Below are 26,069 nucleotides of genomic sequence, written 5' to 3'. Positions count from 1 at the left end.
CCTGAAAGGACGAGGTCTCTATTATATGGAGAACATTACCTGTTGCCCTGAAATTGGGCGTGTTCAAATATGTATAAATATGTTCATCATAATACAATAATGTTCATGAAGACAAAGATAATCCTTGATGAAAACGAAATTCCCAAGAAATGGTATAATATACAAGCCGATTTTGAGACCCCCCTTTCTCCCCCAATGCACCCCCAGACTGGCAAACCGGTCGGACCTTCTGATCTTGAACCAATCTTTCCAAAAGAACTGATCAGACAGGAGATGTGTCAGGATCGATACGTCGACATTCCGGGAGAGGTCCGTGATATCCTGACACTCTGGAGACCAAGTCCGCTTTTTCGTGCTCACAATCTAGAACGAGTCCTGAAGACACCGGCAAAGATCTACTACAAGTATGAGGGTGTCAGCCCGCCGGGATCTCACAAGCCCAACACTGCAATAGCCCAGACCTATTACAATATGAAGGAAGGGATTGAACGGATTGCAACCGAGACCGGTGCAGGTCAGTGGGGTTCATCACTTGCATTTGCAACCCAGCTCTTCGGCCTTGAATGCAAAGTCTACATGGTCAGAGGCAGTTATGACCAGAAACCATACAGAAAGATGATGATGCAAGTCTGGGGTGCAGAATGTGTACCTTCACCATCACCGGACACAAATTCAGGCCGGGCCATCCTTGCAAAAGATCCAAACACACCGGGAAGTCTTGGGATCGCAATATCAGAAGCTGTTGAAGATGCAGCAACCCACGACAACACGAACTACGCACTCGGCAGTGTGCTCAATCATGTCTGTCTTCACCAGACCATCATTGGGCAGGAAGCACAAAAGCAGCTTGCAATGGACGAGGCCACTGCTGACATCGTAATCGGATCAGCGGGAGGCGGATCCAACTTTGCAGGCATTGCATTCCCATTCGTAAAAGACAACATCGATAAAAAGACAGAAACCGAGATCATAGCAGTTGAGCCGGCAGCCTGTCCATCTCTTACCAAAGGACTCTATGTCTACGACTTTGGTGATGTTGCCGGTCTCACGCCAATGTTGAAGATGTTCACCCTCGGTCATGATTTCATACCACCATCCATCCATGCAGGTGGGCTCAGATACCACGGGATGGCACCCCTTGTCTCAAAGCTCCATGCAGACAATCTGATCACTGCAACATCGGTTCACCAGAACAGGGTCTTTGAAGCAGCAGCTACCTTTGCAAGAGCTGAAGGCATCATCCCGGCACCAGAAGCAGCACATGCCATTAGGGTTGTCATCGACAAGGCTCTTGAGTGCAAACAGACCGGAGAAGAGAAGACAATCCTCTTCAACAACACCGGACACGGGCACTTTGATCTCTCCAGTTATGAGGCATACTTTGCAGGAACACTCCCGGATTACGAATATCCGGCAGATCTCATCGCAGAATCGCTCAAGAATCTTCCACACGTTGCATGAATAGAATCGGGTTTGTAGTAAACCCGTATGCGGGGATGGGAGGGGCAGTCGGACTGAAAGGTACAGACGGGTGTGTAAAGGCAGCACGCTCTCTCGGGGCAGAACCACTCTCCCCGTCCCGGGCTGTCAAGTTCCTCTCCGGGCTTAACCCACACGGATTCTATTTTCTGACGGCTGCCGGAGACATGGGAGAGAATGAGCTCCGGGACGCAGGAATTTCCTCGTCTCAGGTTATATTTACTCCGTCATCTCCGGAAACTGGGGCAGAAGATACTAGAGCAGCATGTGAACTCATGGTCAGAGAAGGTGTCAGATTGATTGTCTTCTGTGGCGGTGACGGGACAGCACGGGATGTATTTTCAGTAACCGGAAAAGATATTCCAATCCTTGGTATCCCGGCAGGAGTAAAGATTTACTCAGGTGTCTTTTCCACAACTCCAGAAACAGGAGCAGAAGTACTCAACAAACTTGACGAGGCAAGTCTGACTGAAGCCGAGGTCATGGATGTAGATGAAGAACAGTATCGTGCTGGTATTCTCACCACCCGTCTTTTCGGGATTGCGTCCATGCCATATATTTCTGGTTTATGTCAGTCCTGCAAGGAGGTCTCATTCGGCGATGAAACCCGTATGCAGGATGATATTGCCAGGTTTATTACAGGCATCATGCGACCTGATACACTCTACCTCCTTGGTGCAGGTTCAACAACCGGGGCTATCGCAAACAGGCTCGGTCTCAATTCAACCCTGCTTGGCGTTGACGCCGTATATCAGGGAACCCTTGTGGCACAAGATCTCAATGAAGAGGCGATCCTCAGGCTTGTCGATCAGTATGAGAATGTCAGAATAATTCTGAGCCCTATCGGAGCACAAGGTTTCGTTTTAGGGCGGGGGAACCAGCAGATTAGCAGGAGAGTCCTTAAAAAAACCGGTACAGGTGCATTGATCGTGGTTGCTACTCCTGCTAAATTACAGCATACTCCGGTTCTGTATATCGACACCGGAGATCCAGAAATGAACACGCAGTTTGGTGAGACTCTGCTGGTCATCTGTGGGATGGAGATGGCACAACGGGTCAAACTTTCATAACCCTGAAATTCTTTAGCCTCTACCACCACCGTTTAGTTTTTGAAAACACTCAGGACACAGAGTCTTGTCACCAAATGCAATCAGGACCTCCCCCATAAGCGGTCTTTTGCATTCAGAGCAGACTACTTTATCCTTGAAGAAGACACTTGAAGGATCGACTGCCATGATTCTCATTTTTACCTGATTACACTTCAGAGTATCCAGCAAGCTGGATCCAAATCAGGTCTGCTGACTCGTCGAGCTCTTTTTGAGATGAAAGATCGCATCAATTGTATAACAATGCCTCAAAACCTTCCTGACCCTCTGAAACCTATTACACGGGCACGAAAGAAAGAACCGTATCATTCCTGGCGCTGTGCCATCTGTTCATATATCTACCGCGAAGAAACAGGAGAAGAGCAAACCCACACAGCCCCGGGAACGCGGTTTGAGGATCTTCCGGAGGACTGGAAATGCCCGATATGCAATGCTGGAAAGAGTTCTTTTGCCCGGATTGAGGAAGAAAAGGTGAGTGAAACAAAAGGTGATAAGAAGACTACAGTTTCGGATGTGCTGATACGTCAGTTAACATCGTTCGGAATTCACGAGTTCTTTGGAATCCCGGGAACCAGTTCACTCGGCATCATTGAGGCTATCAGGAAGAACAAAGATGCAAGGTTTACACTATTCCGCCACGAAGAGAACGCGGCACTCGCGGCATCAGCATATCACAAGTTCACGGGAAAGATAGCTGTCTGTGTTACTATCGCAGGACCAGGTGCTACGAATCTTGCAACCGGGCTGTACGATGCCAAAGAGGACAAAACTCCGGTTCTATCCCTGAACGGGCAGGTATCTATGCAATATGCAGGACCAGGAGGATTTCAGGAGATCGATCAGGATGCATTTTTCAGGCCAATTACAGTATATAATAACACCATCTATGACCGGAAGATGACACAAAAGATCCTGATCCTCGCCCTTCAGCATGCCATCGTCAGGTCAGGAGTCGCGCAGATATCTGTCCCAAATGATGTTCAGAAACAGCAACTAGATGGAAAGGTCTACTCACTTCAGGGATCTATTCCATCCCTGAAAATTGTACCTGACTCAGACACCCTCTCCCGGGCTGCAGCGATGCTCGATATGGCAGAAAACCCGGTGATCCTGGCCGGATGGGGGGCATTCTCCTACGCAGATATCCTTTCTTCATTCTCAAAAGCAATTGATGCCCCCATCCTCTCAACATTCAGGGCAAAAGGTATCCTGCCTGACGGACACCCGCAGTATGTTGGTATACTTGGATCAGTCGGCTCACCACAGGCCCGTGAACTGGTAGAACAGGCAGACCTTCTCATAACTCTCGGCGTAGGATTCTCAAAGAAGACCATGGTTCCTGAACAGGTACAGATACTGCAGATAGACAGGGAACCGCTCATGCTCGGAAAGGGCGATAAGACATTACCGGTTTACGGTGATGTGGGTGAGGTGCTTTCGCGGCTTATCCCGATAGTCAGACAGCGTGGCAGGCCAAACTCACCGAGAAGAGTGAAGGAGATTGTAGAATCCTGGGATGCACAACTGGAGAAAGAGGCAGACCCGAATGCAAAACCAATCCGGCCACCTTACATCATGAAAGTACTTTCAGAGGTTATTCCAGATGATGCCCTAATCTCGATTGATATCGGGGAGAATGCCTGGTGGTTTGGCAGGAATTTCAAGATGAAGAAACAGCGGTTTGCAATGTCAGGATACCTTGCAACCATGGGCTTTGGTCTTCCCGGAGCCATCGCAGCCAAACTGGCGTATCCTGAAAGCCAGGTCTTCTGTATCACCGGTGATGGCGGGTTTGCAATGGCGATGGCAGATTTCGTCACTGCTGTAAAGTATAACCTGCCAATGGTTGTCGTCGTCCTGAATAACCATCAGCTCGGGATGATCAGGGTCGAACAGAAGGTCGAGAATTACGAAAACTTTGCAACTGATCTGAAAAATCCTGACTTTGCCATGTATGCCAAGGCATGTGGCGGAGAAGGAAAGCACGTGTTCGAGCCTGATGACCTTGGAAGGGCAGTCAGATGGGCAATGCAACTGAACAAACCGGTCATCATTGATGTGAATACAGATCCTAACCGGTTTTCACCTTTGAAAAAACAAGAGATACATGAAGAGACTGTTTGAGAGGTCGCTATATTTTTTTGCAACAATTCATAGAGAAAATACTTGTTTTTGGTATCCAGATACTCTTGAATAATTTTCAGGGTTTAAGGGGCTAGGTAGGTATCCTCGACTATTATCTCCTTTCGGGCAGCATATATATCTGTGCAACAGGAGCCGGCTGTTAAAAATACATTATACTGGTGCAAAACCTGCAATGTTCCCCTTATCGGGAGAACCTGCGGATGTGGTGCATCTGGCGAAGCCATACCACTCAATAAACCATATGACCTTCGACCAGCTTTACATGCAGATCAGGAACTGATCACCCGGCTCCTCCGTGAACGATTCGGCCAGATCCCGGTCCCGAACGTCATCCTCCTCAACAAAACCGGAGGGCTTGATCGCTATGAAATGCTTATCGCAAATGGTGGACGTTTTGGCTGGATAGCCTTTAATCCTGCCACCCGCATACACGAACTCACCCTTCTTCCTGAAGCACTGCCCTTCATCGTTCCGTTTGCAGAGAAGGGAATCATCGAGATCCCACCGGGAAGCGGAGACGATGAAGACGGAAAGTCCAGACGTATCGGCGGAAAGAAGGTCAGTGTCAATACAACCGAGGCTGATGGATCAGTTATCGTCAGGTACGGGAACAGGTACGGTACCGGCATTCTTACTGACGGCTCGGTCAGGATCAAGGAGCTCGTCAAAGTGGACCCCTGTGAGGTGACTGATTCGGACTGGGGGGAGGTTATCAGGCGTAACTATGACAGGCTCAAGGATCTTGAACGCTCTGCTGTCCGATCTATCAAGGCGGAGATGAAGAACTTCAAGCATGTCAACGTCTCTTTTTCTGGCGGAAAGGACAGCACGGTAGCCCTCGCCCTGGCCAGAAAAGCAGGTGTAGAGGAGGCCTACTTTGTTGACACCCACCTTGAATTCCCCGAGACCTATGCATTCATCGACCAGCAGCAGGTTCAGATAAAACTGGACGGAGGAGACTTCTGGACCGGTGTTGAGAAGATTGGGCCACCGGGAAAAGACAACAGATGGTGCTGTAAGGTTGTGAAGATGGCACCAGTAAGGCGATGGATGGATACCCTCGGTCCGGTCCTGACTATACAGGGAAACAGGTGGTACGAGTCATTCAACAGGGCAGAACTTGATCTGCTCAGTAATAATCCGCACAACCCAAACCAGACAAACTGCTCACCGATACGATCCTGGAGGGCATTTGAGGTCTTTCTCTATCTGAAATGGAGAAACATACCATACAACCCGCTCTATGATATGGGAATCGAGCGGATTGGGTGCTGGCTTTGTCCTGCCATGCTGGAGGCTGAGTACGAAATATTGCGGGAGACTCATCCCGAACTCTCTGACCGGTGGGATGCATTCCTTGACAAGTGGGCTCTAGACCACGGGCTCCCTATTGAATATAACCGGTGTGGGATGTGGCGCTGGAAATCGCCACCACCAAAGATGCGTGAACTTGCAAAAGAGATGGGCATTCCTCTTCCCCGGGTATCAGAGATAGAACATCTACCCGAACGCAGGGAGCGGAGAGATGGAACAGGATTTGAGAGACGCGATCGACGGACATCAACCGGTCAGTTAGGAAAGATGAAACCATCCACCGAGGAGCGGACGCCACTTAAAACCTGGAGTTCACGGAAACAGGCCTCAAATAACACAGATGACAGGGCATCAGACCGGTACCGCACCAGAAAAGAAAAGAAAACATAAAATTAAGAAAAGTAGTTATTTTTGAGTTTCCCATAGAATTATTATTTTTCCCTTGAGAAGCCCACCAATTACCGGGATTTAGGGATCTGAACACGGAGTGTTCGGGAATTTCCAAATGCGTATACATTGGAATCATTATTTCCGACGTACAACATTCCATTCACCACAGCAGGGCTTGAACGCATTGATCCCCCTGTCGGACTCATCCATTTTTCACGGCCACCGGTTAATGCATTAATCGCGTATATATAGGAGTCATACCCTCCGACATACACTATTCCCTGTGCAACTACCGGACTGGACCTGACCTCCTTTCCAGTCTCAAACATCCACTTTCGGGTTCCGGAAATGGCATCAATCGCATATATCCAGGTATCATCACTCCCGATATACACCAGACCATTTGCAACAGCCGGACTAGACCAGATATTATTTCCGGTGTGAAATGTCCATCTCTCAATACCGGTTATGGCATCGATTGCATGGACCTTATTGTCAAAACTTCCTATGTACACCAATCCGTACCCGATTGCCGGACTGGAACGAATCAGATCACCGGTCTGCATATGCCAGATCTCTTCGCCGTCAGTTGCATTGAGGGCATAAATCCTGCCATCTATACTTCCGATATAAATCATATTGTGTGCTATAACAGGACTGGTTGGACCTTGAATTTCATGTCTCCAGATTTCTTGACCATCCAATGCATCAAACGCGTATAAATTGTTGTCCTCACTTCCTACATACACGACATTATCGATCACCGTAGGACTTGAACTAACAATCCCCCCGGTTTGAACCCGCCATTTTTCCTTCCCGTTTGTAGCATCGAGACAGTACAACCTGTTGTCAGCACTTCCGAAAAATATACAATTATTCACAACAGCCGGACTTGAGTAAACAGCCCCATCTGTCTGAAATTTCCAGAATTCATGACCATCTGATGCATCAAGGGCATACAAAAAGGAGTCAGTACTTCCGATGTACACAACATTTTGGACTATAACCGGACTGGACACGACTTCTCCCCCGGTTTTGAACATCCAGACCCGATCCTTACCAGGACGGTTCCCTCCATCATCATATACTCCAGTACCCTGGAGATCTGATCTGAATTTCCACCCTGACAGGGGAGGAGTATCAGTACTGGCAGGATTATAGTGAAAGGTAATAGAAGAAAAATCCGTGATGTGAGTAATCCCAAAATCAGCCTTACTGGTCGCATTCACAATAAAATCGGTTTGATTATGTAAATAGTGCCCAATTTGATCAAAGAGGGACATACTGCTTGCATGGGGGAAAGATATTGAAATATCCGGGAAAAACGGAAGAGATACAGGGGAGGTAATAGCCAGGCCGCCTGGAAGAACTGCTGTACTCCCATCAGGATTCCGGACCATTACCTGCCACACACCAGGAGATAATTTGTTGATCGGGAGAGTGCATTGAATGGTTTGCGGGGATATGACAGATATATCCCTGGCAGATTGTGTGTATTCACCATCCTTTATGAGGTAAACCCGGGTTCCGGTTTGGAATCTGGATCCTTCTAGATCAAACCTGAGATCATTGGTATTCATCGCTGAAGATGGTGAAATCCCGGATATGGTCAGGATACTGTTGAGTGAATAGGTAACAGATACATTCGGCAAGACACCATCCTTGAAAAATAATGTTTGGGATTCGTTATCAAACCTGACTCCTTCAGGAAGAGTTTCCCAGTCAGAAATATCATACAGGACAGAACCGTTGGCATCTGTCAGGTTCAGATGATATCCTCCCGGCCCACGGGGTTGAAAGGAGAGATTGACTGCATACATACCTCCCTTATTCACGTGTATCCGGGTATTTAATCCGTCATCATCCCGCATACCTGTAGAAGGTATCATGATTGAGATCGGATCACCATGAACAGGTCCATCTTTTGATGTTGGAACAACATAAGGAGACTTGTTGGTTATGGTAATGGTGTACCCGGAACCGGGATCTATCCTGACCTCTGATCTGCCTGCTGTTTGAAAAGTAATATTCTGAATAATCACCATGCCAAATCCTGCAAGAAAAATTCCTGCGTTTTTGCCATGTATCGACATATTATTTTTTTCATCCATCACAGACTGGTTTCCATCAATTATTGAATATCCAGGTGATTCTGCCTGAAGAGACATTCCTCCATTCTGGAAGGTGAGAGTATACCACTCAGAACCAGGAGGTTTTGTGGGAACCGGAGTAGAAACAGATGTCTGAACAGTAGTGGGAGGAGGAATGGGAGTGGGCGGCACAGTCACCACCGGAGGCACTGTAGAAATCATCCCAGACACTCCCATCACATACCATGAATTGTTATATGCCTGTCCGGTTACATCTCCCGGATTTATATCCCCTGAATACGAATACAAGGGCCATCCATGAAACGTTGTCTGGTTTTTCCCATCAGTACGAACAAATGTTGAAAAATCCTCTGAATGAAGAGGATCAGACAATCGGGATATACCTGATAGATCTGCAAAGTAGGGAGGCCATACGCCGGTACAGCCACTCCCACTACAGGCACTGGTGTTACTACCAGGAATATCATTTGCAAATACATAGAGGGTTTTTCCATGAGAGTCAGTAAGAATACTGCCAATTTCGGATTGCACCAGGGTTATCGGAGCCACAGAATCTCCAAGAACTACAGTGATTTGAGTTATTCCGATGAATAGAAGGAATAGCATGAATCTCATGGTAACATGAGACCAAAACGGAAGATTAAAAAAAATATTGAGGGGCCATCTCAATTCCCTACCTGGTTGTACCCATCTTACCTTCAGATCCTGGTTCACACATTCACCCCGTTTTCGGTCAGCTAATGTGATAATCTTATCCAATGCTACAAACCTTTTTTGTAAACCTTGTATAACAGAGAGGAACTGATATTAAGAATTCTCTCTGGTTTCAGATTCAGGAAAAACAAAAAAAACTGATAAACCTATGTACTTGAGTGCATCACCCTCTCTAAAATTGTGACAGACCAAAAAACATAAATGGTGTCGATAAGGTAGAATCACAGACAACTAATTAACACATCTTTTCATATGATACCATTAGAGGAATCTGGATGAATCTGTCACGACCACCATATTTTTTTATAATAGTATTCCTTCTCATGCTTACAACAGGAGTTCTTCCGGTTTTAGGAGATCTCCTGGATAATTCAATAGCATTACATAAACTCAGTTCGGCAGATGAACTTGAACAGTATATATCCAACCAGAGTACGGTGCAAAACACCAGACAAACCCTGAATAGTACTCCGTTCACACCAGGGAGTTCTCTTCTCACAAATGGAGGATCTATCAAAAAGGATACTGCAGGGATCCATAATGCTGAACCTCAAAACGCGGGAGGCATACAAAGTTTTCAGAGAGGGTTTCCGAACCAGATGCCTGAAAATCAGGTTTTTTCTTTAGAATTTGCATCTACAAGTGCCCCAGATACATCCATACAAAACCCTGCATCTACATACTCCACGACAAATATCCAGGTAAAAGGAGTAGATGAACCCGATTTTGTAAAAAATGATGGGAAATACATCTACATTATTCATAAAAATTCTCTGAAAATAATTGACGCATATCCACCTGAACATGCAACGATACTCTCACAAACACCCATGGAAGGGGATGTATCTGATATCTTTCTTAACGGAGATCGGCTCGTAGTTTTTACCGGTAAGCCCGGACAGGGATGGATAAAACCATCAGGTTCAGTTGCTCCGGTACCAACTTCTGAATATCAGACTCATGCACTGATATATTCCATATCCGATCATGCCCATCCATTATTGCTTCGAGATATTACAATCCCGGGAAAATATCAGAATGCACGGATGATCGGTAATGATATCTATGTACTAAACCAGGAAAGCAGAAGTTCCGGAGATTATCATATGCCATCCCTGTTTGAGGGGAAAAAGGAAGTGAGTATACGAAATATCTGGGCTCCTCCCCAACCTCCGGCAAATTATGCATTTTATTCGCTATCATCTTTCAATCTACTAAATGAAGCGCAACCAAAGGGAGAATCATTTCTTCTAGGAAAAGACAGCACCCTGTATGTTTCACCAGATAATGTATACATTGCTTACAAGAATATCCTGACAAATCCAGAAACCAAGATAAACGGACAGGAATCAGTAGTACACCGGTTCTCAATAAAGGAAGGGGATATATCCTATAAAGCAACCGGCACTTTTCCCGGGTACCTGCTTAACCAGTTTTCACTTGATGAGCAGGGAGGAAATCTTCGTGTTGCTACAACACGTGATCAGAGTGGAGCAACGAACGGAAGATCAAATGGGGTATACGTGCTGGATCCTGATCTGACAGTTATCGGGAGCCTGGATGATCTGGCAGCAGGTGAAAAGATCTATTCTGCCCGGTTTATGGGTGATCTTCTCTACCTGGTGACATTCAGGACCATGGATCCACTCTTTGTAATAGATCTCTCAAATCCAAAGAAACCGGGAGTTCTGGGAGAATTGAAGATTCCAGGGTACTCAGAGTACCTCCACCCATATGATGACACCCATCTGATTGGCATAGGAAAAAACACAACCGAAAATCATGGGGGAGTATCAGCAACCGGGATAAAAATTGCACTATTTGATGTATCAAATCTTACAAACCCGCAAGAAATAGATCATATAATTCTGGGAGACAAGGGGTCGGATTCTGAGATCCTCCATGATCATCATGCATTTCTTCTGGATAAAGAAAAGAATGTAATGGCTATTCCCATGAAAGAACAGACCAATTTCCCGGCCGCCGGGACACAATACACCGGATCACAGACTCCTTCCATCTGGCAGGGGACATATGTGTACGGCATTGATCTGGCAAAAGGATTTATCGCAAAGGGAAGAGTCACCCAGCATAAAATCGAACCTGCAAATTCTCCCAACTCGGGTTCTGTTGTCAGGAGATCAATTATGATGGATGATATTTTGTATACAATATCTGAACAAAATATTATTGCAACAAATATCAGCGACTTTTCAAGACAGTTGGCAGATATCTCATTAATATAAAAATTTTTAACCGAGCCGTTTAACCAGTGTCAGATGGTTTTCATCCATCTCGCGGTTATATGTAATCTCGTCCATCACTGATCTGATCAGGTGAACCCCAAGACCTCCGATATTTCTGTGATCCAGATCAGCAGTCACATCAGCAGGAGGTATTTTCGTTGGATCAAAAGCAGGTCCGGTATCTGTTATCGTGATCGTGACAAGTTCAGGGGATGAAACACACCTGACAGAGACATTACCACCCGGATTTTCATATCCGTGAGTAACAACATTCGTGACAGCCTCCTCAACTGCAAGTTGAATCCTCGTCATATCCATCAGGGGAACATCTGCCTGCTCAAGACATTCCTCAAGGTACTGAGCCACCACTTCAATAGCATCAATCGTTGCTGGAACTACAATCCCTTCAGATTCGCAGATCACAATATCACCTGATGATTAACCAGAGAATGCCCAGATACATCCGGCATCAACTGGTTATACGGCTGATCGCCTGTTCAGGAGTCTCACAGATGGTAAAAATCCGATCAAACCCGGTCATCTTTATTACCTCCAAAGGAGCGGCCTGGAGCGAGGCTAAAATCATCTCCCCACCGTCCTGCCGGAGACGTTTCAATGAGGCGAGTATTACCCTCAGACCGGAACTGCTGATATAGGAGAGATGCTGCCCGTTAAAGACTAGTTTACGGGAACCCCCATCAATCAGGGAGTTCAATACAGATTCCACATCACGAGATGTGGCTGCATCCATTCTTCCGGATACATCAACAATAGTAACATCCTCAATGTTCCGGGTTGTGACATCGAGCAGTTCACTCATACGTAATAAGAATGAAGGTGTGATAGCTATTTCACTATTTGGCAGAAGGCAGAAAGAAGGAGTTCATCATACACCGGAAAAATGAGTATTATGATAGAACACAAAAACTAGTACCAAGAATGCCAGTAGAGAATAACCGCGTGATGCAACTCGAGAATGAGGTCTGGCAGCAGATACCAAAGACACGAAGTGCATGGGTCTATCCGTTTATCAGAAAACCCTCGATTACCGGTTCAAATACCTACATTATCAGAAGCGGCAGGCATTTACTGGTCATCGATCCGGGAGCTATCACGGATCAGATGGAGAAAGTCAGAGAGATTCTTTCTAAAGAAGTTTCAGACCAAAATCATCGGATCATTCTGATTGCAGGGCATATCCATGTGGATCATATGTACTTCGGGCTGGTTGATCGCCAGCTGCGCAGAATTGGCAGGACTATCATTGCAGCAGAGCACTGGGGTGCAGAGCAACTTGAGGCCGGTGACGCACACTGGACGGGATCAGATATCGTTGGTCTGCCCCAGTCACCAGTACATGTGGCCCTTCACCTCCTGACACCAGAAGACAAGGCAGCAGAGATAAAAAAGATCGTTAACATTGAAGGATTTGGAGAAATTATCCTCAATTCTCACCAGGTCTCTACTAACGGCCGGACACTGTATGGCCAGTCTATGTTGCTTGAAGATGGGGATTACATAACCTTCTGGAACACTCCGGGTCACAGCCAGGAGAGTATGTCCATCAGTATAGGGACGCTGCTTCATGTCGGTGATATCCCGTTTGCCACCAATCCGGGAATCGCAGGAAGGGCTGGCTGGAATAAAAGCGACCTGCTCGATTCTATCTACAATATCAGGGATCATCTTCTGACAGAAGACACAATCTGCTGCCCGGGCCATGGGAGAACGTTTGATTATTCAGGTGCCATGGCGATGGTCAGCCGCATGGAAAAAGAGATCAGTGTGATGCCTGACATTTCAGAGTACAACGTTAAAAGGCTGAACCTCTCACTCTGGCACGGGCTTGATCTTATCGATGAAGCTCACCGACTCTTTCCGATCATTGCAGGCCGTATGATGTCACTATGCTTTCGTCTTGAAAATATTGAGATGGAACAGGAGGCGGCAGATATATGTGTCCTATTCAGCGATGAACAGGTGGATCAATTTCTTCTGGATTTCAACCGGTTCTATGAGGAATTCAAGGCGGGAAAAAAGATTAAACCCGAGGTAGTCCACAAAGCCCTGCAGGTATTTGAACAGATAGAAAAGGCATTTCCTGCCGAATCACTGGAATCAGTTATTGACAGATCCCTTCTCAGACGGGCAAGAAGAATCCTCTCAGATTTTCTCTCAACTATCCAGGGCATCATCCCGGACGGTAAAGACGAACCTGTCATGCTGATATCCATGATTCATGAGGTCTTTGCAGGAGAACAGTCCGGAGTGAGTGATGAGGAACTCATTACAATTGCGGATGATGAAGAGGCATACCGCCAGGCAATAGTAAAAAGAATTGCTCATCATCCCTATGCCCATCATCTTCCATATCACATTTCCACAGAAAACTACGAAGTCGATGAAGATGCAATTACAATCCTGGCAGACAGAGAACGGTTGTATGACTCATTTATCGCTCTCATCGAATATCTTGAATGTATCAACGCCAAATCTCTGAATATTACACTGACAGGTGAAAAGAACGGAATTCATATGATCCTGACCCCGGTGGGACCAAACCTTGAATCAGAACTTCCGCTCCCGGGTTCAACAATCAGGGAGATAGCCTATGCCGGTGGTGTTGTCGAAAGCGTGATGGAACCTGGAAAAGAGGATATCAGGATTGAATTTCAAAAATCAGCAAACTTTGATAATTCTGGTTGATCAGATCTCAGTGTATCAACCGGGTTGCAAACCCGAAGTATATGATGATCACCATGCTGAGAAGGAAACATGAGAAGAATCCTGCCCCGAATCCAAATATGGTGATAAGAAGACCTGCAACCAGCGGACCTGCTGAGTGACCAATATCCATAACCGAGGATAGGGCACCCATTGACGCCCCAATCTGCTCTTTTTTTGCAAGATCTGCAACATACTTTGTCGTTGCCACTGTTGAAAGCGATATACCGATACCAGAAACAAGGCTAATGACGATCATCAGAACCAGAGATGATGAGACTGCTATGAGTGAGACAGAAATTCCAAGCAGAAATACACCAGCACCGATCTGGTACCTGGGGTCCTTCTGATCTGCAATTCTGCCAAAGAAGGGTTTGGTTATGGCAATCGAAAGCACCTGGACAGCAAAAATTATTCCTATGAGATAAGCCTCAACACCAATCCCGATGAGGTATACCGGGAAAAAAGTTTCAAACACCCCGAATACAAAGTAGGTCCCCATATCAACCGTGGCAGTTGCAAGCAACCTGCGATCAGCCCTGAAAGCCACCAGGCTCTCTTTGAATACAGCCGGGGAAATTGTCTTAAGGGCACCCTTTGGTTCATCAGGGATTTTGAGAAGAAGAAGGAAGACAAGAAGCCCGGAAAAGAAAGCGGCAAGGTACACACTCTGGTACCTGAAAACACCAGGTACGATAACAAAGAGTGAGATCAATGCTCCACCAACAAGGGGAGCAAGGGTCCGGCCATAGAGCGTTGCTGATGAGTACTGACCGATTCGTTCACCTCTTGTTACTGAAAATCGTTCTGCAATAAGGGCAGATACAACAGGCCCGAGGATGGCTGTTGCCATACCATGAAAAAACCGTACAGGAATCAATAGAATGGGATCAGTTACCAGGAGGTAAAGAAGAGGTGCAGTTAGGAAAACTCCTCCTGCAAGCATAAGAAGCCGCTTTTTTCCAAGATGATCAGAGAGAACTCCTACAGGAAAACTCAGGAGGATACCGGCAAAAGGTGAAACTGCTGAAATCAATCCAATGAGGGCTTCGTTTGCACCTAATGATGAGGCGTAGAGGGGAAGAACAGGATTCTTTGAGATTGTTGTCGAGAAGATAGCAAAAAAGCCGACTATTGACAGGTTGAGGATAAATCTCTGATCTGTAGAGAACTGCATACCAGATATTTCATGCAGGTATTTATCTAATGAGATATTGACGCACCTTAAACTCTATCAGGATAAAAAGAAGTAAAATTACTTCTTTTTACTTGTTGATAGTAAACTTGACTTTTGATGCGCTGGTCTGACCATTGTCCTTGACATTTACAATCCAGGAACCGGTATCGGTACCGGATGGAATGTCAAATGAACCGGTGAGGGTTGTAGTAGAGTTAGAGGTCACATCCTTTGCATTGATGTTCTTGGCTTCTCTGTTTGACTCGTTTTCAAGGTAAACCTTTGAACTCTTTGAGAAGTTGGCTCCGGTGATGGTGAAATCAACAGTTTCTCCGACCTTGCCAGATGTTGGGTTGATTGCAGTGATATTCGGCTTTGCAAGAGCTGATACATCCTTTACATCACTCTTTGAATCGGTCGTGTTACTCGCCGCAGCGAACCCAGCAAGCAGGAGGCATGAAATTAAAATTACCGAGATTTTTAAAACATTCTGATTCATATGAACCAATTACATAGATTTGAACTTCTTGTATATGAGGCTTCTTGATTATTAAGATTAATTTCCATGAATATTCGATATTTTCAAAATTAAACTCATGAAAGCGGAAGAGAACAGATACAAATTCAAATAGTCAGATCCATACCATGTGTTACGCTGATCATGATCCAGTGAAACCAAGGAGAGAAGTATTTTTCCATTTCTGTGTAAATTAACATGACATAGTGATGATGACGTATACCAAGACAAAAATTCCAGTATTCATTATCCTGGTTTTCATGCTTATTCCCGCAGTATCACTGGCTGCACCAATTCATGACTTTCAGACTGATGATCTCAAAGTTGTCACAGAAGATTATGCACCCCTTAATTATCTTGATAACGGAACACTGAAAGGAATCTCTGTTGATCTGACAGAGGCTGCTTTGCACCAGCTCGGAAGTAACTTAACACGTGAATCATTCAGTGTTCTACCCTGGAGTGAAGCATACAACCTGGCAAGAACCACTCCCAATACCATCCTCTTCTCAACTGACAGGCTCCCGGAACGTGAGGATCTCTTTCTCTGGGCAGGCCCGGTTATGGAAAACTCACAGGTTCTCTTTACCCGGACAGATACCAACCGCTCTGACCTCGGGTTAGGTTCCCAGAAGATCGTAGTACTAACCGATGATTGCGGAAAGGCATATGCCATCAAAGCCGGGGCAGATGAGAAAAATATCATAGAAGTGCCTCAGGCAAAAGAGGCGGTTATGATGATCGAGAACGGATCTGCATACGGATGGGCATATGATGAACTCGCGGGTCAGCATGCCATTATGAAATATGCCACAGACCCGGTACAAATCGGAGAGAGACAGGTACTTGGAACAAGCAGATACTACCTTGCATTCAACCCGGAAACACCGGTTGAATTTGTAAATGCGGTAAACAACACCCTGCAGGATTTCAAGCGGAACCGGACAGAGGCAGGTGTGACAAAGTACGAACGCACTATTGCAGATTACCTGCCAGTCAGATGTACAGAAAAATCAACACCTCAAGATCAGGTGATTAACCTTGTCAATATGACTGCAACAGACATCGCTGCCGATGCACCGGGCACTATCACATCAATTAATGCAGGAAAAAGCCCGTACCGCAGTCCGACTGACCCTGATCTTTATGTATTCGTGTTTGATACATCAGTGAATCTCGTGGCAAACGCAGTAAATTCTGCTAATTTAGGAAAAAATCTTGCAGGAACAACTGATGTTTTTGGGTATCCGTTCCGTGATGAGATCGTGAAAGGTGCAGAAAAGAACGGCACCGGATGGGTATCATATATCTACTCGAATCCTGACTCACTGGGACTCTATCAGAAGATGAGTTACTACCAGATGGTAAAGGGAAGTGACGGCAATCAGTATGTCGTCGGAGTTGGAAGATACCAGACCTGTGATGAGAAAGAAGCAGGTTCAGAGAGAACAGAAAAGTAAACCCAACAGTAATCTATCCAATACTTTTTTTATAGATATCCGGGATGCAAATCAAGGACAAATCTTCTCTGATAAAAACCTACATCACCGGACTGATACAAAACCAGAATTGTCAGGTCTGTCTGAATTTTCCTGCAGGCACCAGGATCTCAAACCGTGCCCCTTCTCCCGGAACACCGGTCTCTTTAATCATAAGCCCAGTGATAGAGAGGATCTCCCGCACGAGAAATAGTCCGATTCCGGTATTCTTCCCAAATCCATGTTCGAATATAAGTTTTTTCTCTCCATCAGGCACTCCGACACCATCATCTTCGCAGATGATAACACGGCTATCAACTGTTTCAGAGACTGAAAACCGGATATACGTTATCTTCTCCCCATGCCTGACTGCATTTTCAATGAGGGTAGTAAAGACTTTCCGGAGGATGGGATCGGCATATACCTCAAGAGTTTCAGGAATTTCGTTCTGCACACATATACTCTCAAGAGTGATCTCTGCCATCGCAGAACTGATGATGACCCTGATTCTCTGCCATCCACTGGATACAACGCCAAACCGCTCATACTCACGGGTGAACCCGATTGTTCGCTCGATCTGCTCAGTGGCCGTAATACAATTTTTAATATACTCCCTTGTCTTGAGTGGGTCTGAAGACTCTGATGCCAAATCAAGGAACATTTCCAGTGCTGACACCTGATTCAGGATATCATGGCGTGTCAGGCTGGTGAGCAGATGTAACTTATGGTTTGCTTCATAGAGGGCTGCTTCTGCCTGTTTGAGTTCTTGAATATCCTGCAGTGTCCCATGCAAACCGATGATCTTCCCATTCTCTTCCTTTTTAACACCTCCGAACCCCTGAACCCAGCAGGTACTTCCATCCGGTCTGACCATCTCAAGTTCAATAGTAAAAGATTCACCTGTAGAGAGAGAGTGAGCAAATAACGTAATCAACCGTTCCCAACTCGAGGGGGAGAATATACGTCGCATTTCAGCAGAACCGGGAGCTGGCCGGTTTTGATCCAAGCCTGCAATCATGTAGATCTCTTCTGACCAGGTTATGGTTTCAGGTTCAATGATCCAATCCCAGGTACCAAAATGGGCAAGACGATGAGCTTCTTTGAGCCGTTCCTGGGCAGCAATCAACCCCTCTTCTGCTTCTCTGCGTGATGTTATGTCACGGCCGATCCCAAGCACCCCGATAAGAGTACCTTCGGAGTCATACATCGGCGTCTTTATTGTATCCAGGAGTGCCCGATGCCCATCATCGGCAAAGGTGATCCACTCCTCATTTCTACCAGGAATACCGGTTTCCAGCACCTTACGATCATAGGAAAGGAAAAACTCTGCGAGATCAGGGGTTAGGAAATCATAATCTGTTTTTCCAATGATTTCGGCTTCTTTAGCACCAAAAAATCGCTCAAACATGTGGTTACATGCGATAAACACCCCATTAGGATCTTTAAGCCAGACCAGATCAGGAAGTGTCTGGACAAGTGTGGAGAGCCGGCCTTCACTGATACGAAGAGCATCTTCTGCAAGTTTCCGCTCTGTAATATCAGTAATAAAATTCAGTGTCGCAGGTCTTCCTTCCCAGTCAACAATCACCGCACTCACTTCAATCCAGACAACAGCCCCATCTGGTCTGATCAGCCTGAACGTATACCGGGAAGGGACGTCCATACCTACAAGCCGCTTCATATATCGTTCGGATACCGTTGCCTGGTCATCAGGGTGAATAAACGTGACAAAGGGGAGGGAGAGAAGATCACTCTTCTGATACCCTGTTATCTCTTCCAATCGGGTATTAACCAGTTGTAGTCTGTCTTGTTGTGTTACCGCAATGCCATCATTAGCATGCTCAATCAGATGCCTGTACTTCTCTTCATTCTCTTTAACAGACGCAAGGAGGAGATCACGTTCGTGAACGATACGTGCAAGTTTAATGTTGCTCCAACTGACCTGGGTGACGAGCGAGATCAACCGCGTGTAAAAATGCATTGCAATGTCGATCTTCTCCCTGCTCATCCGGGGGACCTTCTCAAGGGCTGCAAGATACGAATCAACATCAAACCCATACCTGATAGCCTGCTCCCTGTAGAAATCCAGGTTTACAACCTCATCATCATAAAAGAACTGACCCAGGAAGAGATTACCAATATGGACGCCGCCTACCACAATCGGGGTTGAAATATCCCACATGTTGTTTTTACACCGGTAGGCATTGTACGTCCCGGGAGCAACACCTTTCGACAGGATGGTATCACTCTCAAGACAGTTTCTGCAGGTTTCCGGATTGACACGATGAAAGCGTGTACATATTTCCTGCCATCCTGCCGCTACAAGTATCGATCCCTGAAGATCAAGGATAGCTACGAGGAGGCCGGTCAGCGAGTGGAAATCATCCATGATCCGCTGAACTTGTGGAATATCTATGATTTCAGAAAGCGTCAGAACATCAATACCACCTTCAGGTGAGAGAAGAGCGTCCAGTTTTTTCCTGATCAGGCTCTCATTCTCGCGCAATCTCTCTTCTGCTTCTTTAAGATCAGTGATATCAGTTGCTATCTCAAGCCTGACCAGTTTTCCGTTGGTCCATCGTATGGCACGGTCGCGACAGTCATACCACCTGCCGTTTTGTGTATTTTGTAGCTCCCAGTGATGTACACCGGTTGGTCCTGATTCATCGACCAAAAGATGGTTGGTGCAGAACGGGCATGGACCACCTTGAAGATGCTGGATGTATTCATAACATTTCTTCCCAACATAATCTCCGAAAATTCCCCTCCCCTGACGGTTTAAAAAGAGGATCTCGTAGGTTTTCATGTCTGCAACATACACAATAGCATCAATACTGTCAAGAATAGTGTAAAGTTCTGCCTGAACCTCTTCGACAAGTGGAATGTGGCTCTTAATTGTGGAGTCATTTTTCTGATCAGCAGATTGGGTAATTGCCATCGGCGTATGCTTACGAAGGTACTCAAGGATCTTCTCAGACTCCCATGACCGTTTGTCAACTTGTGTGATCATCTGGTCAATCCGCATCACCTGATCCAGGATGACACCAACTGCTTTCTCATCATCCATTTCTGCAGATATGGCAATGAGGGTCAGCGGGTTTCTAATCTCATCGTTGAGAAAAGATAACTGAGCAACGTTCTTTTGAATCTGTGTTACCGCACGCTCTTTTTCATACTCAAGCCGCAGTTGATCAGTTATATCACGGCCTTGAGCAATGGTTGCAACCGGAGTGATCCCATCAGGAGAATACAGAGTTGCCGAGTTCCAGACAAGTGTCCGGATAGTACCGTCACTTCTGATTATCTCAAGTTCGACAGTCTCCCATCTGACACCATCCCGGGTTGTCTGAATAAGCCGTTCTGACCTATCCTGGGCACCTGCAGGAAACAAAGTCGTGATCTCTTTTCCCACTATTTCGCTTGAGGATCTGCCAATCAGGTCCTCGAAAGCACGGTTGAGCCGGGTGATCCTAAACGATGAATCCCAGACAATTATTGGAACATTTGCGATGGACAGGAGGTTTTCAAGATATTCTGTTGTCTGCCTGAGATTTTCTTCAGAGAGTGACAGGGCATTGTATTGATATCTGAGTTCTTCTTCAGCTCCTGATAGTTCTTCAAACGCTGCTCCGAGTTGTTCATTATTGGTGCTCAGTTCTATGATCAACCGATCATTTTCCCGTAATATCTCCTGTTGCTTCGTGACATCCTGGATGATACCAACAGCCCTCACGAAATTGCCATCAGAATCATATTCACGCCTTCCAATGGCATGCACTATTCCGGACGGAGAGCCATCAACCGGTTGAATGGTAAACAGAATAGTTTCATCAGTTATTTTCTCAAGAAAATTCTCAACTGTTAAATCCGGCTCAGTAAATGTAATACATGACCACAGTTCTTCCAGAGAATACTCACGTACTTGTGGAGGAAATCCAAAAATTCTGGATGCCTCTGCAGACTGCCATACCTTTCCTGAATCTGGATAATACACCCAGGAACCACTGTGACTAATCTCCTGGGCCATGATGAGCAGATCCTGGCTTTCTCGCAACTGTTCTTCTGATCTCTTCCGATCGTTCTCTGCCTTATCCAGGGCTCCACCAATAGCCCTGGAAAGCCTGGAGACTACAATGTATACAATCCCTGCAGAAATGATGACCCATAATGCAGATATGAGAACAATGAGACTGTCTGATCTTCCACTGATGAGAATTGTAACCCAGTTTAAAAACAAAACAAGGAGGACAGTAACCGGTAGCAGGCTTCGAAGGAGTCTGGCGCTGGTGGACTCACCTGATACCCGTGAAAGTGGCCAGGTACCGGGGCCACAGAGGGCAACAAGCCCGGCTCCAAGTATGATAAGAGCCACAGTTGTCGGAAATGCAACAGGGATAACAGACCCACCATAGAGCAGAGGTGCATCATACCAGTATCCGATGATCATCATTCCGCTGACACCTGACACTGCCGTTGCGATGAGTGCCGCATATCTGAATCTTATTTTTTGAAGAAGAAACCCGAAGCAAAGAAGCAGGAAACAGACAGCAGTCACCGGAGACATCTTCCCGACAGGAACAGAGCCAAGCATGTCAGACGGATGGAAAAACAGGTAGTCGATCTGAAAATCCACGAGCCCGATAATCCCAAGCAGGGTTATTCCAGCCAGTAAAATCCCAAAACAGGAGATGATCTCAACGGCCCGGCGGGAATAGAAATGCATTGGAAAAAGCGATATCAAACAGAGAGCACAACCCAAAAGGATGACAAGGAGTGCGGTGTTTGGTGCCATCGGGACGTAATCAACCCTGACACCAGCAAGGATTCTGGCATTCACAGCCCAGCCGGTAAGAGCTGTGCTTCCTATGATAACAGCCAGGATTCCACAATAAAGCGCAATCCGATCATACAGCGAAGCAGGGCTGAGAGCCGGGGACACAATACCGAATCCTCGCATCTAGTATCCTCTCCCCTTATCGCTCAGTGATATTGAATCTTCGTACCAGAATAAGATCAGAAAATCACTACTGGTGTCTCAAGTCCTATCTTTTAAAACTTCAACCAAAATCGAGAAAGCAGAAGTAATGTCGCTACCAGCACTTGAAATCGAAAACGGGGATAGCATACCCCGGGATTTAGGGGGGTGGGATTGAGATTATAAACATATAAAGCTTTGAGAAAATGGGAAGTCAATCATCAGCGATCATAAAAAACCCCATTAACCGTCTATCACAACACAAGGACGACGATGACAAGGGGGAGAACTGATGATCCCAGGGGGTTCCCGGACAGGTGTGTTTATGAAAAAGAAAAGAACTGAAAAACCCCGCTCAATCCTTCTCGATCTTGCAGGACAGGGAAGAAAGGCGGGGATAGGGTATGAGTATAATTTTCTGAACGTTTTTTACTTTCGATTGCAGGTGGATAATATCCATGCCTGAAGGAGAGGGAGGAGAAGACATGCAGCCTCATATCCCTGAAACTGCGGACCTTTGCAGGGACTCTCATTCAGTAAGATCGGCCTGCAACCTGCTCTTTTCTCCCGGACAGACCGTAGAGGTCAGATTTATCGGGAAGCGAGGGGCAGCATCCGGATTCTTTGACAACTATGACCGGCTTGAAAGTGCAGTCACTCTGCTTGAGAACAGAGGCGAATATGCCGGAGCATATGTCACTCTCAATCCGGTAAATCCTGACCTCCTGGCACGTCGGGCCAACAGAATTGAGACACGGCTTGGAAGAGATGAGAAATCAGCAGGAGATAGTGACATCATCTCCCGTCGCTGGCTCCCGATTGATATCGATCCGGTCAGACCATCAGGTGTCTCTTCGTCCAGGGAAGAACATGAAGCAGCAGAGGCCATGGCATTTCGTATTCGTGATCACCTCACCGGTATGGGATGGCCTGATCCGGTAATCGCAGACTCAGGCAACGGGGCCCACCTGCTGTACCGTATTGATCTGCCAAACGACGAAGAATCCCGGGATCTTATCAGAACCGTGCTTGAAACATTGCACATCCTCTTCTCTGATGAGAAGGCTTCGGTTGACACAACGGTCTTCAATGCTGCACGTATCTGGAAACTCTACGGCACCACAAGCAGAAAAGGTGACAATATTGCAGCGAGGCCACATCGCAGGGCATCAATCCTTTCAGTCCCACCGGTGCTTGAGATCGTTTCAGGAGAAATGCTCAGTAATCTGGCAGATCTCTTTCCGAAAGAGCCGTCTGAAAAAACTGAGGTGAAAACAGTCAGATCCATTGATCTGGGAGCATGGCTCAATCGGAACAGTATCTCGTTTAATCAGAAACCGTATGCAGGTGGTTCTATCTTTGTGCTCAGTGAATGTCCATTTTCATCAGAACACAAAGACGGGGCATATGCAATTCAGTTTGCAAACGGTGCTATCTTTGCCGGATGTCACCATGCGTCATGTGGGGGCGGAACTCAGCGATGGCCTGAACTTCGTGAGCAGTACGAAGGAAAAAGACAGGCAACGAAATGTTCTCACTCTGATAAAGGGCAGAAGAAACCAGTTACACAATCTGCAGAACCGATTTCACTTCCGCAGGATAACCAGACAACCCAGGTACAGGAAGAGATCAAAAACCATGCAGAGACCATCCTCCACGATGGTAACCCTTTCGGATACCTGCTTGAGACCTTTGCTCTTGAACATGAGGGCGATCAGACTGTTGCAGAGTCGCTCATTATGTCCCTGGCTTCACGGCTTGTCCTCAACAGCAAAGGACTTCATGTCTCGATAACCGGGGAGTCAGGGAAAGGAAAGAGTCATGCCATCAAGACCATGCTCAGGCAGGTTCCATCTGTAAGCCGTCTGGATGGCAGACTCAGTGAAAAGGCACTCTTTTACATAAACGGGTTGAAACCAGGGACCGTAATAGCCCTTGATGATCAGGCACTTTCTGACCAGATGCAGGAGATCCTGAAAGGAGTGACCAGTTCGTTTGATTCTCAGTTTGTGTACAGGACTGTCTCTAAAGATCGGACTGCACAGGAATGCATCATTCCTGAACGGTGTGTCTGGTGGATAGCCAAAGTTGATGGAACCGGGGATGATCAGGTTTACAACCGGATGCTGACCTGCTGGATCGATGACAGTGAAGACCAGGATATCAGGGTACTGAAACGGAGTCTTTCCCATGCTTCCTGTGGCCCGGCCAGTAGTGAGAGAGAGCGTGATGAGAATTTGGTATGCCAGGAGATCTGGAGCACATTAAGCCCGGCATTTGTGATAGTGCCGTTTGCAGACCGCATAAGGTTTGTGTCTGCTGCAAACAGAAGAAATCCGGATATGCTGCTGGATCTCATCAGGGCGTCGGCAGTGCTCATGCAGCATCAACGTTCTGAAGTGGAGATGAACAATGTCAGGTGTGTCTATGCAACTGAAGAGGATTTTGCGATTGCAACCAGGCTCTATACATCACTGAACGGAGAGAGTGGAAGCCAGGTATCCAAGCTTACCAGAAGGGAGGCTGAACTGGTTGTTATTATGCATGAATCAGGCAGGCCTGAATTGACGGTCAGTGATCTGCAGATTCTTACCGGGTGGAATAACAGCTCGATTCACAAACTGCTCAACGGGTACCTGAGTAAAGGACAGTCGTACTCAGGTCTTCTTGCAAAGTGTCCGGCAGTTTCGTTCTATGACCGGACGGTGACATCAGGTTCTGACGGAAAGCACACACAGCGGCGTCAGAGAGTATACACCTGGGATCCATCACTGTATCTTCCCTGGTCAGAAGGTGGAGTTGTCTGGCTGGTCCGGGAAGAAAAAGGTGCTGATCACATTGATGGTGATGATCCGGGCGGCAGTGCGGCTGAAGATGGCACAAAGCGGAACGATGCGGGAGGCTGCCGCTCGAAAAACGAGAGTGATTCCTCTTTAGAATCACATAAAATAATAGATTATAAAGATTCAGATCAGAGAGCGGCAGAAGGTGAAGGTGTGAAGCAGGTCACAGGACCTGACGGAGAGGTATGTACCCAGACCTCTGATCCCGGGATCTGCCGCATTGCCGCCCTGGGTGATCAGATAAACCCACCTGATGGGCGGTTGCCTGAAAGCGGCAAAAATATCAGAGTGGCAGATCAGGACACTCTCACGCATGATGCCGCTTATGCCGCTCTGACATCTGAGCCGGGGATCTGTTCATCAGACTTTTCAAGAATAGACGGATGGCCTGAGAAGAGACCGTGTGCAGTCTGTGGAAGTTTATATTCCAGGTACCGGGAGAGAGGTCATGGGAAATCTGAGCGGATGCTCTGTGATGTCTGCTATGAAGCAGCCCAGGTCAGGGAGGCCCTTTCAGTCAGGACAATCCCGGGAGTTATCAGAACAGACATGATGGAGCATCGGACTAGTCCAACCGGGAAGTGTTCAGTCTGCAGAACTGGTGCTGCAGTCTGGGTTGATCCCGTCCAGCAGGTAGCCCTTTGTGAGACATGCTATCATCGTGAACAAAAAGGAAAACCGGAGAGGGGTGAACATTGGAATGCGGGCTATTGATGCTGAAATTCTACCAGGATGAAAGTTTCAGCCCAGGTGATAACCAGTTCAGCAAGAGACAGAGCCTGACGATAATGATTCTTCTATTGGGGCAGAAAATCCGGGGTACCGCACCTGAACAGCGGAGGCAGTCAGT

Annotated in this window: 16 protein-coding genes; 9 read left to right on the top strand and 7 right to left on the bottom strand. The window is 46.6% G+C overall.

All coding sequences use genetic code 11. The annotated features are described in order from the left end of the window. Window positions 1-105 precede the first annotated feature (105 nt). Both DK846_RS12310 and DK846_RS12305 read left to right on the top strand, forming a co-directional pair. Complete coding sequence (locus tag DK846_RS12310) at window positions 106-1,461, top strand: TrpB-like pyridoxal phosphate-dependent enzyme (RefSeq protein WP_109969351.1); 1,356 nt, start codon at window positions 106-108, stop codon at window positions 1,459-1,461. Further along, the gene (locus DK846_RS12305; protein WP_109969248.1) at window positions 1,458-2,549 is read left to right on the top strand and encodes an ATP-NAD kinase family protein; all 1,092 of its coding nucleotides are present in this window, start codon (window positions 1,458-1,460) and stop codon (window positions 2,547-2,549) included. The genes DK846_RS12310 and DK846_RS12305 overlap by 4 nt, the downstream gene beginning before the upstream one ends. Window positions 2,550-2,561: 12 nt before the next feature. Here the strand turns inward: DK846_RS12305 and DK846_RS17715 are convergent, their stop codons facing one another. Further along, on the bottom strand, window positions 2,562-2,714 hold the full coding sequence (locus DK846_RS17715; protein WP_181391760.1) for a hypothetical protein: 153 nt from the start codon (window positions 2,712-2,714) through the stop codon (window positions 2,562-2,564). Between the two features lie 87 nt (window positions 2,715-2,801). Here DK846_RS17715 and DK846_RS12300 point away from each other — a divergent pair, with 87 nt between their 5' ends. Both DK846_RS12300 and DK846_RS12295 read left to right on the top strand, forming a co-directional pair. Continuing rightward, window positions 2,802-4,709 carry a thiamine pyrophosphate-dependent enzyme gene (locus DK846_RS12300; protein ID WP_245926541.1) on the top strand — a complete coding sequence of 636 codons (1,908 nt, stop codon included), beginning with the start codon at window positions 2,802-2,804 and terminating at the stop codon, window positions 4,707-4,709. 141 nt (window positions 4,710-4,850) lie between these two features. Further along, complete coding sequence (locus tag DK846_RS12295) at window positions 4,851-6,434, top strand: phosphoadenosine phosphosulfate reductase domain-containing protein (RefSeq protein ID WP_109969247.1); 1,584 nt, start codon at window positions 4,851-4,853, stop codon at window positions 6,432-6,434. Window positions 6,435-6,502: 68 nt separating this feature from the next. Here the strand turns inward: DK846_RS12295 and DK846_RS12290 are convergent, their stop codons facing one another. After that, the gene (locus tag DK846_RS12290; RefSeq protein ID WP_181391759.1) at window positions 6,503-9,151 is read right to left on the bottom strand and encodes an outer membrane protein assembly factor BamB family protein; all 2,649 of its coding nucleotides are present in this window, start codon (window positions 9,149-9,151) and stop codon (window positions 6,503-6,505) included. 383 nt (window positions 9,152-9,534) lie between these two features. Here DK846_RS12290 and DK846_RS12285 point away from each other — a divergent pair, with 383 nt between their 5' ends. Then, the gene (locus DK846_RS12285) at window positions 9,535-11,505 is read left to right on the top strand and encodes a beta-propeller domain-containing protein (protein ID WP_109969245.1); all 1,971 of its coding nucleotides are present in this window, start codon (window positions 9,535-9,537) and stop codon (window positions 11,503-11,505) included. Between the two features lie 6 nt (window positions 11,506-11,511). Here DK846_RS12285 and DK846_RS12280 read toward each other — a convergent pair whose 3' ends face one another. Both DK846_RS12280 and DK846_RS12275 read right to left on the bottom strand, forming a co-directional pair. After that, a complete protein-coding gene (locus DK846_RS12280) occupies window positions 11,512-11,928 on the bottom strand; it encodes an ATP-binding protein (protein WP_181391758.1) in 417 nt (138 codons plus the stop codon). A gap of 46 nt (window positions 11,929-11,974) precedes the next feature. Then, window positions 11,975-12,325, bottom strand: coding sequence for an STAS domain-containing protein (locus tag DK846_RS12275; protein ID WP_109969243.1), 351 nt, complete (start codon window positions 12,323-12,325; stop codon window positions 11,975-11,977). 38 nt (window positions 12,326-12,363) lie between these two features. Here DK846_RS12275 and DK846_RS12270 point away from each other — a divergent pair, with 38 nt between their 5' ends. After that, window positions 12,364-14,211 (top strand): MBL fold metallo-hydrolase, encoded by a 1,848-nt coding sequence (locus DK846_RS12270; protein ID WP_181391757.1) that lies wholly within the window; start codon window positions 12,364-12,366, stop codon window positions 14,209-14,211. A gap of 7 nt (window positions 14,212-14,218) precedes the next feature. Here the strand turns inward: DK846_RS12270 and DK846_RS12265 are convergent, their stop codons facing one another. Continuing rightward, window positions 14,219-15,406, bottom strand: a complete 1,188-nt coding sequence (locus DK846_RS12265; protein WP_109969241.1) for an MFS transporter — start codon at window positions 15,404-15,406, stop codon at window positions 14,219-14,221. An 88-nt stretch (window positions 15,407-15,494) separates the two neighbouring features. Continuing rightward, a complete protein-coding gene (locus DK846_RS12260) occupies window positions 15,495-15,905 on the bottom strand; it encodes an IPT/TIG domain-containing protein (protein WP_109969240.1) in 411 nt (136 codons plus the stop codon). Window positions 15,906-16,132: 227 nt separating this feature from the next. Between DK846_RS12260 and DK846_RS12255 the strand changes: the two genes are divergently transcribed. Continuing rightward, a complete protein-coding gene (locus DK846_RS12255; RefSeq protein ID WP_109969239.1) occupies window positions 16,133-17,383 on the top strand; it encodes a transporter substrate-binding domain-containing protein in 1,251 nt (416 codons plus the stop codon). Between the two features lie 112 nt (window positions 17,384-17,495). Here the strand turns inward: DK846_RS12255 and DK846_RS12250 are convergent, their stop codons facing one another. Then, window positions 17,496-22,358, bottom strand: a complete 4,863-nt coding sequence (locus tag DK846_RS12250; protein ID WP_109969238.1) for a PAS domain S-box protein — start codon at window positions 22,356-22,358, stop codon at window positions 17,496-17,498. Between the two features lie 343 nt (window positions 22,359-22,701). Here DK846_RS12250 and DK846_RS17710 point away from each other — a divergent pair, with 343 nt between their 5' ends. Together DK846_RS17710 and DK846_RS12245 are read left to right on the top strand one after the other, a co-directional pair. Next, complete coding sequence (locus DK846_RS17710; RefSeq protein WP_181391756.1) at window positions 22,702-22,842, top strand: hypothetical protein; 141 nt, start codon at window positions 22,702-22,704, stop codon at window positions 22,840-22,842. Then, the gene (locus tag DK846_RS12245) at window positions 22,835-25,933 is read left to right on the top strand and encodes a hypothetical protein (RefSeq protein WP_245926540.1); all 3,099 of its coding nucleotides are present in this window, start codon (window positions 22,835-22,837) and stop codon (window positions 25,931-25,933) included. Before DK846_RS17710 ends, DK846_RS12245 begins: the two co-directional genes overlap by 8 nt. The last annotated feature ends 136 nt before the right edge of the window (window positions 25,934-26,069 follow it).

Source organism: Methanospirillum lacunae (assembly GCF_003173355.1).
Classification (GTDB): domain Archaea; phylum Halobacteriota; class Methanomicrobia; order Methanomicrobiales; family Methanospirillaceae; genus Methanospirillum; species Methanospirillum lacunae.
The sequence above is the reverse complement of the archived record's forward strand: the minus strand, read 5'-3'. Positions and strand labels throughout refer to the sequence as shown.